The organism is Enterobacter cloacae complex sp. IR5428, from assembly GCF_049238585.1.
GTDB classification, from domain to species: Bacteria; Pseudomonadota; Gammaproteobacteria; order Enterobacterales; family Enterobacteriaceae; genus Enterobacter; species Enterobacter intestinihominis.
The window spans coordinates 170,650-187,823 of record NZ_JBMKHV010000003.1; the positions used below are offsets into that span (position 1 = coordinate 170,650).

Consider the following 17,174-nt stretch of genomic DNA (forward strand, 5'->3'; position numbering starts at 1 on the left):
CCGACCGGGGGCTTGCCCCCGGTCTTTTTATCTGGAGGATGAATGACTGTCACGGACACCGTACTGGTTTTATTTATTGTTGCCCTTCTGGCTTACGCGATCTATGACGAGTTCATTATGCCTCGCCGCCACGGCGAGACGCTGCTGACCCTTCCCCTCTTACGCCGTGGGCGCATTGATGCGTTTATCTTCGCCGGTCTGGTAGTCATCCTGATTTACAATAATGTGACCAGCCACGGCGCAATATTAACCACATGGTTATTATGTGCGCTGGCATTAATGGCGATTTACCTGTTCTGGATCCGCTCGCCAAAACTCATTTTTAAAAAACACGGATTCTTCTTCGCCAATGTCTGGATAGAATATAACCGCATTAAAGAGATGAATTTATCCGAAGACGGAGTTCTGGTGATGCAATTAGAACAACGCCGCCTGCTCATTCGCGTCAAAAATATTGACGACCTGGAAAAAATCTACAAATTACTCCTTAAAACTCAATGAATTAATTTTATAGCATCGGCTATGTATTGTATTATTCTCAAACCAGCAATATAGCCGATGCTATATCTCCCCTGCGAATTAACTTATATTTATTAACGATACTTTTACGCATAAACCTAAATGAAAATCGTTATCAATATAGTGGCTATATAAAGCCATCTTCGTTGTTGTTTTATATTCTCAAAATATGTTAAGGTTGCGCCCGTCGTTGGGGAGTAGCCGATTTCCTGCCTGCGGGAAATGTACGTGTCAACATACTCGTTGCAAAACGTGGCGCGTACGGATCGTATTCAGCACACTTACTGTGCCAAAAGCGATCAGGCGAGACCATAGATACATCAACTGCTGTTTACTGGGGGCAGTGATGTGTCATATGGATATCCCCGGTCTGGACGCACTTATGAATATCTCCGCTACGATCCTTCTGGCTTTTGGCATGTCCATGGACGCATTTGCCGCCTCTATCGGTAAAGGTGCCACCCTCCATAAACCTAAATTTTCCGAAGCCCTGCGCACCGGTCTCATCTTTGGCGCAATCGAAACGCTGACGCCGCTTATTGGCTGGGGTCTGGGGATGCTCGCCAGCCAGTTTGTGCTGGAGTGGAACCACTGGATCGCCTTCGTGCTGCTGGTGTTCCTCGGCGGACGCATGGTAATTGAAGGTTTTCGTGGCAACAGCGATGAAGATGATGCGCCGCTGCAACGCCACGGCTTCTGGCTTCTGGTGACAACCGCTATCGCAACCAGCCTGGACGCAATGGCCGTCGGTGTCGGTCTGGCGTTTTTGCAGGTCAATATTATCGCCACCGCGCTGGCGATTGGCTGCGCCACGCTGATTATGTCAACGCTGGGGATGATGGTGGGGCGGTTCATTGGCCCGCTGTTAGGCAAACGCGCCGAAATTCTGGGCGGTATCGTGTTGATCGGAATTGGTGCCCAAATACTCTGGGCACACTTCGCGGGTTAATCTTCGCGCTGCCAGCAATGGATGCTGAAATCCGTCTGGCAGCGAAATTCTGTCTGTGCTGCCAGCGTTTCCCACACCTCTGGTTTTGCCCGCCACGCAAACGGCGTCATTTGCAGTAACGCCACCGCTTCACTTCCCTGCAACGTCATCTCATACGCCACTGACTGCGTCTGCTTTAACGCGAAGCCCGCCAGCTGTTCAGAGTGCGGCGCATGCAGGTGAACTTCATCATAGATCAGCCCTTTTAGCTCCAGCAGATGACGCGGTCCCGGCGTAACGGTGATAACCCACCCGCCGGGCTTAACGACGCGCGCCAGCTCCTCTGCCTTGCACGGGGCATAGATACGCACCACGGCGTCCATACTCGCTTCCTCAAACGGCAGGCGGTGGCTGGAGGCCACGCAGAACGTTACCGCTGAGTAGCGTTTTGCTGCTGCACGGATAGCCACTTTCGACACGTCCAGCCCGTAAGTTTCGGCGCCCTTCCCAGCCGCGACGTCAGCAAACGTGGCGGTGTAGTAGCCCTCACCGCAGCCGATATCCAGCATGGCGGATGCGCCTTCTGTCAGATATTGACGGAGTAAGTCGACAACGGCATCCCTGAGCGGTTGATAGTGCCCGGCGTCAAGAAACGCCCGGCGCGCCTGCATCATCTCCGCGCTGTCACCCGGATCCCGGGAGCGCTTGTGCTGTACCGGCAGAAGATTGACATAGCCCTCTTTAGCCCGGTCAAACTGATGTCCCAGTGGACAGATAAACGTTTTCTCCGCGCGCGTCAGCGGCGCGTGGCAAAGGGGACAACTGAAAGACATGACAGCTCCAGGGCGAAAACCAAAAGGCGAAGTGTACCGCTATTCGCCAGGGTTATAAACGGCTGGGTGACGCATCACGATCAGATGGTCAGAATCTGCCGGCAGCCCGTCTGGCTTCACGTTTTCCAGGCGCAAGACGTTACCCATAATTTCACTGAACACGGGCGCGGAAACGGCCCCGCCGTAGTAGGCTCCGTTTTTCGGATCGTTGATCACCACCACCAGTGCAAAACGGGGATCGCTGGCGGGCGCAACGCCTGCTGTGTAGGCGACGTATTTATCCACATACTTACCGTGTTCATCGATTTTTTTGGCCGTCCCGGTTTTAATCGCCACACGATAGTTACGCACCGCCGCTTTGATCCCGCCACCGCCGGGTAACGCGACGCTCTCCATCATGTGTTCCACCTCGTGAACAATCTCCCCGGGCATCACCCGTTTGCCAATCACGGGGGGATCGATACGGGTGATGGACAGAGGCCGTTCAATGCCATAGCTACCGATGGTGGCATACACATGCGCCAGTTGAAGGGGGGTAACCATCAGGCCATACCCAAAGGCAAAGGTCGCCCTGTCTAACTGACTCCAGAATTTTCGCTGCGGCAGTAAACCTGAGCTTTCTCCCGTTAAGCCAAGCCCGGTACTCTCGCCAAAACCAAAGTTTTTATAGGTATCAAGTAACCGTTGCACGGGCATCGCGAGAGAAAGACGGGATACGCCCGTGTCGCTGGATTTTTGCAGGATCCCAGTCATTGTCAGCTCGGGGTAGTAGCCCACATCGCGAATACGATGGCCATCAATGGTGTAGGGATGCGTGTCTATCACGCTGTCAGGCTGCACCAGCCCCTGCTGTAGCGCCGTCATCAGCACCAGAGGTTTAACGGTCGAACCCGGTTCAAAGGTGTCGCTGATCGCGCGATTACGAAAATCATCCAGTGTTGCCCCTTCCCGATTGTTGGGGTTGAAGTCAGGGAAGCTCGCCATCGCCAGAATTTCGCCCGTCTGGATATTAATCAGCACCGACGCGCCTGACTCGGCTTTATTCCACGCCACGGCATTGTCCAGCGCGTCTTCGGTGATAGTTTGCAGGCGTTCATCGATACTAAGCTGGATATTATGTGCCGGTACGGGCGCCACCTCCGTGAGGTTCTCAACCACATGCCCGTAGCGATCTTTCCTGACCAGCCGCACGCCTGCCTTCCCGGTGAGCTGCGTGTTAAAGCTTTTCTCGACGCCCTCAATACCCTGACCATCAATATTAGTGAAGCCAATCAGGTTTGCCGCCACGTGTCCGGCAGGATAAAAGCGGCGGGACTCATCGCGTAGGTTGATACCGGGAAGACGCAGCTTATCAATCCACTTTGCCTGGGAGGGATCAACCTGACGAGCTAGATAAATGAATCGCCCGTGCGGATTGCTGTTTATTCGCGATGCGAGCGTGCTCAGAGAAAGGTGTAAAGCATTTGCCAGGGCCTGCCAGCGCGAATCAAAGCCGATCCCCCCTTTATCAAGCACAGTTTTGGGATCGGCCCAGACGGCCTGGACAGGTACGCTTACCGCAAGGGGACGCCCTTCACGGTCAACAATCATCCCACGCGGGGCGTCTATCGCCACTTCGCGCAGAGAACGCATATCCTCCTGCTTCACCAGATTATCCGGTTTGATAATTTGTAGCCATGCCACGCGGCCTAACAGAAAAGCAAGGCTACAAAAGATGGCGAGACACAGAAGTGCAAAACGTGCCGGTGTAAAGTTTCCGTTGGCCGTTATTGTCTTTTTTTTCACTTTAACCCCAGGGCTGTTAATCAACGCCCTGATTTAACGGGAAAAAGGGATAATAAGGCGGGAAAACAATGCTAATAATCTCGCGGGTTTGCAACAAGATAATAACAGAGGAGGAATACGTAACATTTTGAAAAATAAGTGAATAAAAAAGCCCCGCATCGGCGAGGCTTATGTCTGAGATCGAAGCGCTAAGCGCTTCAGTCAGCAGTGATTCGATCAGATAGCAGTTACGTTAACCGCAGCTGGGCCTTTCTGGCCGTCCTGAATTTCGAACTCAACGTTCTGGCCTTCAGCCAGAGTTTTGAAGCCGTTACCCTGGATTGCAGAGAAGTGTACGAACACGTCTTTGCTGCCGTCAGCAGGAGTAATGAAACCAAAACCTTTAGACTCGTTGAACCACTTAACTTGACCTTTAATCTTTGCCATTTGCAAAATTCCTTAGAGTGTTTTCTTAGCCCGCAGGCTTTAACATAGATAAAACTGAGACATTACTGCTTGAGGCACTAATATAAGGTTCGGCAGAGAAGCGGTATTCAACGACAACGTGTTTACTCAGGACTTCTTTACTGAAAATGCCACACATAAACAGAACTGTACCTCGTTTGACCCAAAACGTGTTATCACACACAACGTTTAATATGGCAAGCCATTTTTAAACGTGTCTCGATCCGCCGCACAAATTCAGGCGTTACTCCATAACAATCTGCACAGTTATGCGAATTGTCAAATGAAGCGCCACCTGACCTCACCGCCCACAGGGTGCGCTGGCGCGCCCTGTAATCAAAGACTTTTTAAACATAGCTCAATCATTTCAAAGCGTCCATCCCAATCCCTGAATTTCTTTAAAGGAATGACTGAGTTAGAACATTTTGTGAAAAGTTATGCTGAAAACATCGCAATGCACCAGAGTGTGACAGTGAATAAACGATGTTAAATACATTTTGCTAACTGTATTAAAATCCACCATTTAATAAGCGTTATTCTGCACCAAAATAATGAAATTTTTATGACTCTGCCTCAAAACAAGGCAAGCAAAACGTTTCGATAAAAATAAAACACTTCAGGAAAGTTAAAGCTCACAATTTATTCAACGAAACGGTACGACTTGTATAAGGATAAATATTCGCCAGTTTTCAGTATACTGAAACAGTAGTTAACTGCTGCTTAATTATATGTTGGGATGTTATGGGACACATTTGATAAGGGAGGAGATTTACGCCGCACGTCAGGCCACCTCCCCGTTCCGGGCAGACTATCGTTCGGCCACCAGGCGAATGAACTCTTCCTCGTCTTGTTTTTGAGCATCAGCTTCCTTCGGCACCGCTTTCTCCTCCGGCTCGTTGGCTTCGCACAGACGACGCAGCAACGCAGTCTGCCGTTTCTGCTGATCGAGCAATGCTTCCAGCAGCTCAATCTGCTCGTTTGTGCGGGAGCTGGCGCGATTAACGAAGAACCACAGCACCAGTCCAACGACCAGCACCACTAAAGACATTACCAGGGATGCAATGCTCAGCAGCCCCGAATTCATTAACTCACCCATTTCACCACCTCAGTAAAAACAGTCATTTTACCACTGCAGCCACGTAAGGACATCGCTCAGTGCAAAAATAGCCACTACCAGGGGATAAACTTATTGATTGAACAAATGCCGCTAAAGAACTGTACATCCTGATCGCACATCACATTGATAGTCTGCGTCCACAGCACCACGCATGCTATCAGCACTATAATCAGAATTACCCAGCGTATTTTTTTCACTCCACACTCCGTCTTATGACCTGATGTAGCCAGGTTATCACGGCTATCTTAAACAGGGGCTAACTGTACCTTCAACAGACGCTTTTCGGAATCGTGCACTTGTTTCACTGCGTAAACCCGTTACGCTTACTCCATGACAACAAAGAAAAAAGAGGCATCGATGCGTTTACTCGTTCGTACGATAATTGTACTGGCACTTGTGTGGATCGGCCTGCTGTTAAGTGGGTATGGCGTATTAATGGGAAGCAAAGAGAATGCCGCGGGTTTGGGTATTCAGTGTAAATATCTCACCGCCCAGGGGGTAAGCACGGCTCAGTACATCCATTCCGACAGCGGGATCATCGGGTTAACCAACTGTCCTGTGCTGCGTAAATCATCTGTTGTGGTTGATAACGGCTAATCAGCGCTAAATTTCGCTTACAAAAACGCCGCAAGAGTGCGGCGTTTTTATTGGAGGCATTGATCAGAACGGGTATTCGTTATAGCCCATCTGCTCTGAAATTTTGCGCGCTGCGGTATGCAGAATTGCCACATACTCATGAAGACGCTCTTCGGAGAAACGCAGCGTTGGGAAAGAGATGCTCAGTCCCGCAATGACAACGCCGAAGCGGTCAAACACCGGCACACCGATGCAGCGCAACCCTTCTTCCTGCTCTTCGTTATCTTCCCCATAACCCTGCTCACGCACTTTATCCAGCACGCTCAGTAGTTCATCCGTACTGGTAATCGTGCGATCGGTGCTGCGTTTGTATTCCACACCGTCAAGGATTTGCTTAACCTCTTCACGATCGCGCCAGGCCAGCAGGACTTTACCAATTGCGGTACTGTACAGCGGGTTACGACGACCGATGCGTGAATACATGCGCAGGTTGTACATGGAGTCAATTTTGTGGATATAAACGATGCTGTCTTCATCCAGTGCGCCGAGGTGAATTGTCTCTTTCGTCAACCGCGAAAGTTCACGCATCTGAATGTCAGCGCTGCGGATCAGATCCACGTTCTGCAAGGCGCGGGCGCCCAATTCAAACAGTTTCAGGGTCAGAGAATATTTTTCTGATTCTCCTTCCTGCGCGACATAACCCAATGATTTCATCGTCTGCAAAAAGCGATAAACGGTGCTTTTCGACATCATCACACGCTGCGACAACTCTGTAATACCAATTTCACGCTCTTCTCCGAGCGCCTGCAAGATGCCAAACACCTTCAGCACGGAAGAAACAGAATCTGGCTGCTTATCCAAATCTGCGATTGCCATTTATCACCTCATGGAGAGTGTTTTATAAAAATCAGAACCGGTTTTTATTATAAATTCGTGTGATGCGCGCTGCAATCTATCTGGGTTTACTTCGTTACAAATCTGCGACATAAAACCGAAATAACGATGCTAAAATAGTTACTCTGAAAATAATTTCACACTGAGTCATTCTTTTCCCATGCAAAAAAACGTTTCTGATGGCCTGCCCTTACCACAGCGGTACGGGGCAATTGCCACTATTGTCATCGGCATTTCGATGGCTGTCCTTGACGGTGCGATTGCCAATGTGGCTCTTCCTACCATTGCCAAAGACCTTAATGCTTCTCCGGCAAGCTCCATCTGGATTGTGAACGCGTACCAGATAGCGATTGTGATTTCCCTTTTGTCACTCTCTTTCCTGGGCGATATGTTTGGTTATCGCCGGGTTTATCAGTGCGGGCTGGTGGTCTTTACTCTCACCTCGCTCTTCTGTGCCCTTTCCGATTCACTGCACACCCTTACGCTTGCGCGTATCGCACAGGGTTTTGGCGGTGCGGCGCTAATGAGCGTGAACACGGCCCTGATACGGCTTATCTATCCTCATCGCCATCTGGGGCGCGGCATGGGCATTAACTCCTTTATTGTGGCCGTGTCGTCCGCCGCCGGGCCGACGATTGCCGCTGCCATTCTGTCCGTTGCCTCGTGGCAGTGGCTGTTTGCCATTAACGTGCCGCTGGGCATTGTGGCGATCTTCTTCGCCCTGCGCTATCTTCCGGAAAATGGTCCGAAAAACACCATGCCACGTTTTGACCTGCCCAGCGCTGTGATGAACGCGCTGACCTTTGGCCTGCTGATTACTGCGCTGAGCGGATTTGCGCAGGGACAGTCTTTGTCGCTCATTGCCGCAGAAATCGTTGCCCTGCTTATCATCGGCTTTTTCTTTGTACGACGCCAGCTGGCGCTGCCCGTGCCGTTACTGCCGGTCGATTTGCTGCGTATTCCGCTGTTTTCGCTATCAATTTGTACCTCCATTTGCTCGTTCTGCGCCCAGATGCTGGCGCTGGTTGCGCTGCCATTCTTTTTGCAGAGCGTGCTTGGCCGTTCGGAAGTGGAAACAGGCTTGCTGCTCACACCCTGGCCTTTGGCAACCATGGTGATGGCCCCGCTGGCCGGGTACCTTATTGAGCGCGTTCATGCCGGACTGCTGGGGGCTATCGGGCTGATCGTCATGGCAGCAGGACTGTTTGCGCTATCGCTCCTGCCCTCCTCGCCGGGGGATCTGGATATTATCTGGCGCATGATCCTTTGCGGGGCAGGTTTCGGTCTGTTCCAGTCACCTAACAACCACACAATTATCACCTCTGCCCCACGTCATCGCAGCGGTGGCGCCAGCGGGATGCTGGGTACGGCAAGACTATTAGGGCAAAGCACCGGGGCCGCAATGGTGGCGTTGATGTTTAACCTTGCCGGGCAAAATGCGACACACGTTGCGCTGATTACCGCAGGGACACTGGCGACCCTCGCGGCTATCATTAGCGGCCTTCGTGTGACCCAGCCAAAGGCGCAGGCATAAAAAAACCGGGCGGAGATTGTCTCCTGCCCGGTTTTTTTTCATCCGGCGGGTATTACTTCAGGTATTCGCCGCTTCGCAGCGCTTCAATACGTTTATCCAGCGGCGGATGTGACATAAACAGCTCGCTCAGCGACTTTGATTTACCATTGATACAGAAGGCCATCATGCTGTTTGCTTCCTGCGGCTCGTAGCTGGTTTTCAGACGTTGCAGCGCAGCAATCATCTTCTCACGACCCACCAGTTTCGCAGAACCGGCATCCGCGTGGAACTCACGATGACGGGAGAACCACATGGTAATGATGCTTGCCAGGATACCGAACACCAGCTCCAGTACCATTGAAACAGCAAAATAGATCAGCGGGTTACCGTTGCTCTCTTCACCCTCATCACGGTTGCCACCCATAAATCCGGCAGCAATCTGCGCCAGAATACGGGAAATAAAGATAACGAAGGTGTTCACCACGCCCTGGATCAAGGTCATGGTGACCATATCGCCGTTAGCGATGTGGCTGATCTCGTGAGCAATAACCGCTTCCGCTTCGTCACGGCTCATGTTTTGCAGCAGACCGGTACTGACGGCCACCAGGGACGCGTCACGACGCGCACCGGTAGCAAACGCGTTGATATCCGGCGCGTGGTAGATCGCCACCTGCGGCATGGCTATGCCCGCCTGCTTTGACTGCTGAGCAACCGTGCTCATCAACCACTGTTCCATATCGTTACGCGGCTGCTCAATAACTTCACCGCCCACGGATTTCAGTGCCATCCACTTCGACATCAGCAGTGAAATGAAAGAGCCACCGAAACCAAACAGCAGCGCCATAATCAACAGACCCTGAACGCTGCTCGATTGAATTCCCGTCAGGCTTAGCACCAGCCCGAATACCACCATCACCGCCAGGTTGGTGAGCAGGAAGAGCGCGATTCGCATCATAATATTCTTTTAACCTCAGTTTAACAAAACGCACTATGCGATTACCCACATCGTATGGGTATTGCGGCTATTTTCAAGCATCCAGACGGCGTAAGTCACCAGAAAGACACAACTTTACACAATTGGAAATCTGCCTGACGGAAGGATGAGGAACAAAAAGAAACAGGCACAATTTCTTGTGCCTGTTGGGGGATTATTTTGTCGGAGCAGGTTGTACGGCAGGTTTCTCTTTTTCCAGCTTCGCGAGATCAAGCGCGATATGCACCGTCTCGTCCAGATACGGATCGGGCTCCTGGTAATCCTTAGGCAGATCGTCCAGTTTTTTGAGCAGAGGCTTGCCTTCACGTTTGAAGCGATCGTTGATACGCGCCAGACGTGTCGCGTCATCTTCATTGTTCTCTTTCTCACGCTGGGCGTAGTTCAGAGAGACAATGTTCCGTTTCGCTTTCAGAGCGTTGAAACGCGCGATGTCCTTCATGATGTACTGGAATTCCGGATCCTTCCCGATGCGGTCATTGTGATTTTTCAGCAGTTCCGGACCGAACTGTTTCATATCACCCGATTTCACGAATGTCGCGGCATCAATGCTATCCCACGGCAGCGCGTTATCTTCAAACTTCTCGCCCGTTTCCGTCTCTTCGGTACCTGTCGGCATCATGATGTCCGGTGTCACGCCTTTGCGCTGCGTACTGCCGCCGTTAACACGGTAAAACTTCTGAATGGTGTACTGTACTGAGCCCAGCGCCGGCCATTCAGGACGCAGCATCTGGTCGTAAATACGGTTCAGAGAGCGGTACTGCTGAACGGTGCCCTTGCCAAACGTCGGTTCGCCGACGATTAACGCCCGGCCGTAATCCTGCATGGCAGCAGCGAAGATTTCCGATGCAGAGGCGCTGAAGCGATCGACCAGCACCACCAGCGGCCCCTTATAGTAGACCACGCCATCGGTATCGGCATCTTCACGCACTTTACCGTTGTTATCGCGCACCTGAACCACCGGGCCAGACGGGATAAACAGCCCGGAGAGCGAGACGGCCTCGGTCAATGCCCCGCCGCCGTTGCTGCGCAGGTCGATGATCACACTGCTGACATTCTGCTTTTCAAGCTTCTGGAGCTGCACTTTTACATCATCGGTCAGGCCAACGTAGAAGCCAGGGATATCCAGAACGCCAACCTTCTCTTTACCCACGGTTTTCACCGACATTTTCACCGCGCGATCTTCCAGACGGATACGCTCACGGGTCAGAGTAACGATACGGGTTTTGGTCCCCTTTCCGGCTGGCAGGATCTCCAGGCGAACTTTGCTGCCCTTCGGCCCTTTGATCAACGCAACTACGTCATCAAGTCGCCAGCCAATCACGTCCACCATGCTCTTTCCGGTTTGACCTACACCGACAATACGGTCGCCTACGCTGATCGCTTTGCTTTTCGACGCAGGGCCACCGGCCACCATGGAGTTGATAACGGTGTAGTCATCATCCATCTGAAGCACAGCACCGATACCTTCCAGAGACAGGCTCATTTCGGTATTGAACTGTTCGGTGTTACGTGGAGAGAGATAATTAGTGTGCGGATCAATTTCGTGCGCAAACGCGGTCATCGCCAGCGAGAAAACATCTTCACTGTTGGTCTGCGCCAGACGACGAATTGCGAATTTGTAGCGACGGTTTAACGTCTCACGGATCTCTTTCTCGTCTTTGCCTGTGAGCTTGAGGCTCAGTTCGTCATATTTGACTTTTCCGTCCCACAGCGCATTCAGTTCAGCCTCATCTTTCGGCCATGGCGCTTTGCTGCGGTCCAGATTAAAGGTGTCGTTGCCGGTGAAGTCCATCGGACGTTCCAGCACTTTCAGCGCGTATTGATAACGCTCAAAACGGCGCTTTTGCGATAAGTTGTACAGATCGTAGAAAAGATCCAGCTTTCCGGAGCGCAGCTCATCACCCACTTCGGATTTGCGTTTAGCGAACTGTTCGACATCGCTGGCCAGCAGTACGTTATGGCTGTAATCCAGCAAGTTCAGATAACGGTCAAAGATTTTGGCCGAAAAGGCCTGATCGAGATCGAACTGACGATAGTGCGAACGAGTAAAGCGCGACGTCACGCGCTCACTCACCGTCGCGTGCTGAGTTTCTTCCTTAAGAACCGGAATTTGATCAACACGCGTAATATCGTCCACAGCGAAAGCGTGGCCTGTTATAGCAAACAGGCCAGCCAGCGCGGTGAGCTTAAAAAAAGTGTTCATGCCAGGCTCGGCCTCCGTTTCAGAACAACAAGTGTTCTGCGCGTACAATCATTGACATACCAGAAGTCAGCTGTACACGAACGCCATCTTTGGTGATTTCCAGTACGGTGGCATCCATCGCATTGTTACCCGCTTTAACCTTCAGAGACTGACCTACGCTCAGGGCGTTGATGTCCGAAACTGGGGTGTGGCGCGGCTCTTCGCGCGGCGCACGTGGGGCTTTAACTGCTGGTTTGTCAGCACGCGGTTTGCGATCGTTATTTTCAGTACGACGCGGTGCCAGACGCGGTTTACGCTCGCGACGAGGGGCGTCTTCCTGACCGTTTGCCGCTGCGGCTTCGCGTTTTTTGGCCTGCTGTTCAGCACGCTGTGCCTGAACGCGAGCTTTGGCTTCTTCAAGCTGCTTACGCGCATGTTCTACGTGCTGCTCGTCCAGCTCACCACACGGGTTGCCGTCAAGGTCGACACGGGTCGCACCCGGCTTGATACCGTACAGGTAACGCCAGCTCGAGGTATAAAGGCGCAAGGCAGAACGAAGCTGCGTTTTGCTGAGGTTCATCTCCCCCTCAACGCGCGCGACCAGATCCTGAAAGATACCGACTTTCAGAGGACGCGCTTCACCTTCAGCGCTGAAGCACTGCGGGAAACGCTCGGCCAGAAATGCGATAACTTCTTTACTGCTATTCAACTTAGGTTGATTTTCCATGAAATTTCCTGATTACAACGGACGTTGCCAACAAGCGCAGGCATGAACAGGCGACATTATAATGACGCTATCAGTAAATGCTACGTTATCCGTTGATTATCCTGCGACGCTCGCAAAGAATTTATGATAATCGGTCTCTGCCAGAACATTTTCCAGGTTTGCGGCCAACGCGCGCAGCCCCTGCTCATCCTCGGCAGTAAAGCGGCTGAAGACCGTGCTGTCGATATCCAGAACGCCAATAATCTGATTTTTAACCACCAGCGGCAGTACGATTTCAGAATTGCTGCTGGCATCGCAGGCAATGTGGCCGTCAAACGCATGTACATCTTCGACACGCTGAACCTGACGGGTCGCCACTGCGGTACCGCACACGCCGCGACCTACCGGGATGCGTACGCAGGCGAGTTTCCCCTGGAAAGGCCCCAGCACCAGCGTGTCGCCTTCCAGCAGATAAAAGCCCGCCCAGTTCACGTCAGAAAGGCGTTCGAACAGTAACGCACTGGTATTTGCCAGAGTGGCTAAGAAACTGGTTTCCCCTGCCATTAATGCCTTAAAATCGCGATTCAGATCCGCGTAGAATTCTGTTTTGTTCATTATTCAATCACTTAGTTATCTTACATAATTACCGCATAGCCTATTAAAATAAGCATTAAATGCGCTCATGCTCAAGATGAATCCGTTCATGAGTTATTATAACTTTCAACAATACTTATCTGTGTGCGACTGATGGCCCTAAAAACACCCCAAATTACGCCGACAAGAAAGATCGTTGTCCGTACGGTAAGCCAGGCTCTGCCTCGTGCACATTATCAGCGTTGTCCCCAGTGCGATACGCTTTTTATGTTGCCGAAGATGAAATCGCACCAAAGTGCTTTTTGCCCTTGCTGCGATGCCAAAATTCGCGACGGCCGGGACTGGTCATTGACGCGTCTGGCGGCAATGGCGGTTACCATGCTGCTGCTGATGCCGTTCGCCTGGACCGAGCCGCTGTTAAAGCTCTACCTGCTTGGCGTGCGTATTGACGCTAACGTATTGCAGGGGATCTGGCAGATGACGCGCGAGGGCGATCCGCTCACCGGCGCTATGGTGCTGTTCTGCGTCGTCGGCGCGCCGCTGGTGCTGGTCGCGGCAATTGCCTACCTGTGGTTTGGCAACATTCTGGGGATGAACCTGCGCCCTGTCCTGCTCATGCTGGAAAAGCTCAAGGAGTGGGTGATGCTGGACATCTATCTGGTGGGCGTCGGCGTGGCCTCCATTAAGGTGCAGGATTATGCGTTTTTACAACCCGGCATTGGCCTTTTTGCGTTTATTTCACTGGTCCTGCTGAGTATTTTGACCCTGATTCATCTGAATGTTGAACAGCTTTGGGAGCGATTTTACCCTCAGCGTCCCGCGACCCGGCCTGATGAAAACCTGCGCGTCTGCCTGGGGTGCCATTACACCGGTTTTCCGGATAAACGCGGGAGGTGTCCTCGCTGCCACATTCCGTTAAGATTGCGGCGCAACAACAGCCTGCAAAAATGCTGGGCGGCGCTTATCGCCTCACTGATATTTTTATTCCCGGCCAATATGCTGCCGATCTCCGTAATTTATGTGAACGGCGCCCGACAGGAAGATACTATCCTTTCGGGGATTATCTCTCTGGCGCACAGTAACGTGGGGGTTGCCGCCATTGTGTTCATCGCCAGTATTCTGGTGCCCTTTACCAAAGTGGTGGTGATGTTTACGCTACTTATCAGCATTCACTTTAAATGCGAACAAGGACTACGCACCCGTATCCTGCTTCTGCGATTCGTGACCTGGATTGGTCGCTGGTCGATGTTGGATCTGTTCGTGATTTCGCTGATGATGTCGCTCATCAATCGCGATCAGTTACTTGCTTTTACCATGGGACCCGCAGCTTTTTATTTCGGCTCTGCGGTGATATTGACTATTCTTGCAGTGGAATGGCTGGACAGCCGCTTACTTTGGGACGCACATGAGTCAGGAAACGCCCGCTTCGCCGACTGAAGCGAGAATTAAAACAAAACGCCGCATTTCGCCATTCTGGTTGCTGCCTGTCATCGCGCTGATGATCGCAGGCTGGCTTATCTGGACGAGCTATGAAGATCGCGGAAGTACCATCACGATTGATTTCCAGTCTGCGGACGGCATTGTCGCCGGACGTACCCCCGTTCGCTTCCAGGGGGTGGAAGTGGGTACCGTGCAGGATATTTCCCTCGGCAAAGGGCTGAACAAAATCCAGGTCCGGGCGAGCATTAAGTCTGACATGCAGGATGCCCTGCGCGCCGAAACGCAGTTCTGGCTGGTCACGCCTAAAGCCTCCCTGGCCGGCGTTTCCGGGCTGGATGCGCTTGTGGGCGGTAACTATATCGGCATGATGCCTGGCAAAGGTGAGCCACAGGATCACTTTGTTGCGCTGGATACCCAGCCGAAATATCGGCTGAATAACGGCGATCTGATGATCCACCTCCGCGCGCCGGATTTGGGCTCGCTGAACAGTGGTTCTCTGGTCTATTTCCGCAAAATTCCGGTTGGCCGCGTTTACGACTACGCCATTAACCCGAACAAAGATGGCGTGACCATTGATGTACTGATCGATCGCCGTTTTACCAACCTGGTAAAAAAAGGCAGCCGCTTCTGGAACGTCTCTGGCGTCGATGCTGACCTGAGCTTAAGCGGTGCGAAAGTGAAGCTTGAGAGCCTGGCGGCGCTGGTGAATGGCGCTATCGCCTTCGACTCACCTGCTGACTCCAGCCCTGCCGCCGCAGAGGATACCTTTGGTCTGTACGCCGACCTGGCACACAGCCAGCGCGGTGTCATCGTCAAGTTGACCTTGCCGGATGCCAAAGGCCTGAAAGCCGGTTCGACCCCGCTGATGTACCAGGGTTTAGAGGTCGGGCAACTGACAAAATTAACCCTCAACGCGGGCGGCTCCGTTACCGGCGAAATGACGGTGGATCCGAGCGTTGTGGACCTCCTGCGGGAAAAAACACGCATCGAGCTGCGTAATCCGAAGCTCTCCCTCAGCGACGCCAGCATCAGTTCCCTGCTGACGGGAAGCACCTTTGAGCTGATCCCCGGTGAAGGTGCGCCGAATAAAAACTTTGTCATCGCGCCGGCGGATAAAGCTCTGCTGCAAAAACCGGGCGTGTTGACGGTTAAGCTGAATGCGCCGGAAAGCTATGGTATCGAAGCCGGTCAACCGCTAATCCTGCACGGTGTGCAGGTGGGTCAGGTTCTGGAACGAAAGCTGACGGAAAAAGGGGTCTCCTTCTCCGCCGCCATCGATCCGCAGTACGGCAACCTTGTGCACGGCGACAGTAAATTTGTGGTGAACAGCCGGGTCGACGTGAAGGTGGGTCTGGACGGCGTTGAGTTCCTCGGCGCCAGCGCCAGCGAGTGGGTTAACGGCGGGATCCGCATTCTGCCGGGCAGCAAAGGCGCGCTGCGTGAGAGCTATCCACTGTTCGCCAATCTGGACAAAGCCATTGAAAACAGCCTCGGCGACCTGCCGACCACCACGCTGACCTTAAGCGCTGAAACGCTGCCGGATGTCCAGGCAGGCTCCGTCGTGCTTTATCGTAAGTTTGAGGTCGGAGAAGTGATCACCGTTCGTCCTCGTGCGGACGCGTTTGATATCGAACTGCATATCAAGCCGGAGTATCGCAAGCTGCTCACGCCAAACAGCGTGTTCTGGGCTGAAGGCGGCGCGAAAGTGCAGCTCAATGGCAACGGGCTGACCGTACAGGCGTCTCCCCTCTCCCGTGCCCTGCGCGGTGCGATCAGCTTCGATAACCTGAGCGGCGCGGGCGGCAACATGCGTAAAGGTGACAAGCGGATCCTCTTCCCGTCTGAAACCGCGGCGCGCGCCGTCGGGGGACAGATTACCCTGCACACCTTTGATGCCGGTAAACTGGCAGAAGGCATGCCTATCCGCTATCTCGGAATTGATATCGGGCAGGTTCAGAAGCTGACGCTGATCACCGCGCGCAATGAAGTTCAGGCTACCGCCGTGCTTTATCCGGAATATGTACAGACGTTCGCCCGGGCAGGCTCGCGCTTCTCGGTGGTTACGCCGCAAATTTCTGCCGCAGGGGTTGAGCATCTCGACACCATACTTCAGCCGTACATTAACGTTGAACCGGGTCGGGGCAACGCGCGTCGTGAGTTTGAGTTGCAGGAGGCGACCATCACCGATTCCCGTTATCTGGACGGTCTGAGCATTGTGGTTGAAGTACCGGAAGCCGGTTCGCTGGGCATCGGTACGCCGGTCCTGTTCCGCGGTATTGAAGTGGGGACAGTAACAAGCCTGACGCTGGGTAATCTGTCCGACCGCGTGATGGTCGGCCTGCGCATCAGCCAGCGTTATCAGCATCTGGTTCGCAACAACTCAGTGTTCTGGCTCGCTTCAGGCTACTCGCTGGACTTCGGCCTGACCGGTGGCGTGGTCAAAACGGGGACCTTTAACCAGTTCATTCGCGGCGGCATTGCCTTCGCGACGCCGCCTGGCACGCCTCTGGCGCCTAAGGCGCAGGCAGGAAAACACTTCCTGCTGCTGGAAAGTGAACCGAAAGAGTGGCGCGAATGGGGAACGGCGCTGCCGCGTTAATCTCGCAGGCTCCGGTGTCAACGCGCCGGAGCCTTTATGTTACACTGCGC

At 52.9% G+C, this 17,174-nt stretch carries 16 protein-coding genes and 1 pseudogene; 6 read left to right on the plus strand and 11 right to left on the minus strand.

Annotated features, from left to right (window positions below; translation table 11 throughout):
* The first annotated feature begins 42 nt into the window (after positions 1-42).
* Positions 43-501 (plus strand): DUF986 family protein, encoded by a 459-nt coding sequence (locus ACOTXC_RS05460; protein WP_022648449.1) that lies wholly within the window; start codon positions 43-45, stop codon positions 499-501.
* A 400-nt stretch (positions 502-901) separates the two neighbouring features.
* On the plus strand, positions 902-1,468 hold the full coding sequence (gene mntP / locus ACOTXC_RS05465; protein WP_032622454.1) for a manganese efflux pump MntP: 567 nt from the start codon (positions 902-904) through the stop codon (positions 1,466-1,468).
* Here mntP and rlmA read toward each other — a convergent pair.
* The 6 genes and pseudogenes from rlmA to mgrB form a co-directional block, all read right to left on the minus strand.
* Positions 1,465-2,280, minus strand: a complete 816-nt coding sequence (rlmA, locus tag ACOTXC_RS05470; protein ID WP_022648451.1) for a 23S rRNA (guanine(745)-N(1))-methyltransferase — start codon at positions 2,278-2,280, stop codon at positions 1,465-1,467. The genes mntP and rlmA overlap by 4 nt on opposite strands.
* A 39-nt stretch (positions 2,281-2,319) precedes the next feature.
* Positions 2,320-4,065: a peptidoglycan glycosyltransferase FtsI gene (ftsI, locus tag ACOTXC_RS05475; protein ID WP_023300357.1), complete on the minus strand. Its 1,746-nt coding sequence runs from the start codon at positions 4,063-4,065 to the stop codon at positions 2,320-2,322.
* Between the two features lie 216 nt (positions 4,066-4,281).
* Complete coding sequence (gene cspE, locus ACOTXC_RS05480) at positions 4,282-4,491, minus strand: transcription antiterminator/RNA stability regulator CspE (protein WP_001062678.1); 210 nt, start codon at positions 4,489-4,491, stop codon at positions 4,282-4,284.
* A gap of 12 nt (positions 4,492-4,503) precedes the next feature.
* Positions 4,504-4,648 (minus strand): annotated as a pseudogene (locus ACOTXC_RS05485) (DUF2627 domain-containing protein).
* 669 nt (positions 4,649-5,317) lie between these two features.
* The gene (locus tag ACOTXC_RS05490) at positions 5,318-5,605 is read right to left on the minus strand and encodes a YebO family protein (protein WP_023300358.1); all 288 of its coding nucleotides are present in this window, start codon (positions 5,603-5,605) and stop codon (positions 5,318-5,320) included.
* A 74-nt stretch (positions 5,606-5,679) separates the two neighbouring features.
* Positions 5,680-5,823 carry a PhoP/PhoQ regulator MgrB gene (gene mgrB, locus ACOTXC_RS05495; protein WP_003859906.1) on the minus strand — a complete coding sequence of 48 codons (144 nt, stop codon included), beginning with the start codon at positions 5,821-5,823 and terminating at the stop codon, positions 5,680-5,682.
* A 160-nt stretch (positions 5,824-5,983) separates the two neighbouring features.
* Here mgrB and ACOTXC_RS05500 point away from each other — a divergent pair, with 160 nt between their 5' ends.
* Positions 5,984-6,223 (plus strand): YobH family protein, encoded by a 240-nt coding sequence (locus ACOTXC_RS05500; protein WP_022648454.1) that lies wholly within the window; start codon positions 5,984-5,986, stop codon positions 6,221-6,223.
* Between the two features lie 63 nt (positions 6,224-6,286).
* Here ACOTXC_RS05500 and kdgR read toward each other — a convergent pair whose 3' ends face one another.
* A complete protein-coding gene (gene kdgR / locus ACOTXC_RS05505) occupies positions 6,287-7,078 on the minus strand; it encodes a DNA-binding transcriptional regulator KdgR (RefSeq protein WP_022648455.1) in 792 nt (263 codons plus the stop codon).
* A gap of 178 nt (positions 7,079-7,256) precedes the next feature.
* Here kdgR and ACOTXC_RS05510 point away from each other — a divergent pair, with 178 nt between their 5' ends.
* Positions 7,257-8,630, plus strand: a complete 1,374-nt coding sequence (locus ACOTXC_RS05510) for an MFS transporter (RefSeq protein WP_022648456.1) — start codon at positions 7,257-7,259, stop codon at positions 8,628-8,630.
* A 52-nt stretch (positions 8,631-8,682) separates the two neighbouring features.
* Here the strand turns inward: ACOTXC_RS05510 and htpX are convergent, their stop codons facing one another.
* The 4 genes from htpX to ACOTXC_RS05530 form a co-directional block, all read right to left on the minus strand.
* Entirely contained in the window at positions 8,683-9,564 is an 882-nt protein-coding gene (gene htpX, locus ACOTXC_RS05515) for a protease HtpX (protein WP_003859899.1), read from the minus strand.
* 193 nt (positions 9,565-9,757) lie between these two features.
* On the minus strand, positions 9,758-11,806 hold the full coding sequence (prc, locus tag ACOTXC_RS05520; protein WP_003859896.1) for a carboxy terminal-processing peptidase: 2,049 nt from the start codon (positions 11,804-11,806) through the stop codon (positions 9,758-9,760).
* A 19-nt stretch (positions 11,807-11,825) separates the two neighbouring features.
* Positions 11,826-12,512: an RNA chaperone ProQ gene (gene proQ, locus ACOTXC_RS05525; RefSeq protein WP_421767470.1), complete on the minus strand. Its 687-nt coding sequence runs from the start codon at positions 12,510-12,512 to the stop codon at positions 11,826-11,828.
* 96 nt (positions 12,513-12,608) lie between these two features.
* Positions 12,609-13,106, minus strand: coding sequence for a GAF domain-containing protein (locus tag ACOTXC_RS05530; RefSeq protein ID WP_006811006.1), 498 nt, complete (start codon positions 13,104-13,106; stop codon positions 12,609-12,611).
* Positions 13,107-13,238: 132 nt separating this feature from the next.
* Here ACOTXC_RS05530 and yebS point away from each other — a divergent pair, with 132 nt between their 5' ends.
* On the plus strand, positions 13,239-14,522 hold the full coding sequence (gene yebS, locus ACOTXC_RS05535; RefSeq protein ID WP_022648459.1) for a membrane integrity lipid transport subunit YebS: 1,284 nt from the start codon (positions 13,239-13,241) through the stop codon (positions 14,520-14,522).
* On the plus strand, positions 14,491-17,124 hold the full coding sequence (locus ACOTXC_RS05540; RefSeq protein ID WP_022648460.1) for a PqiB family protein: 2,634 nt from the start codon (positions 14,491-14,493) through the stop codon (positions 17,122-17,124). The genes yebS and ACOTXC_RS05540 overlap by 32 nt, the downstream gene beginning before the upstream one ends.
* Positions 17,125-17,174 lie beyond the last annotated feature (50 nt).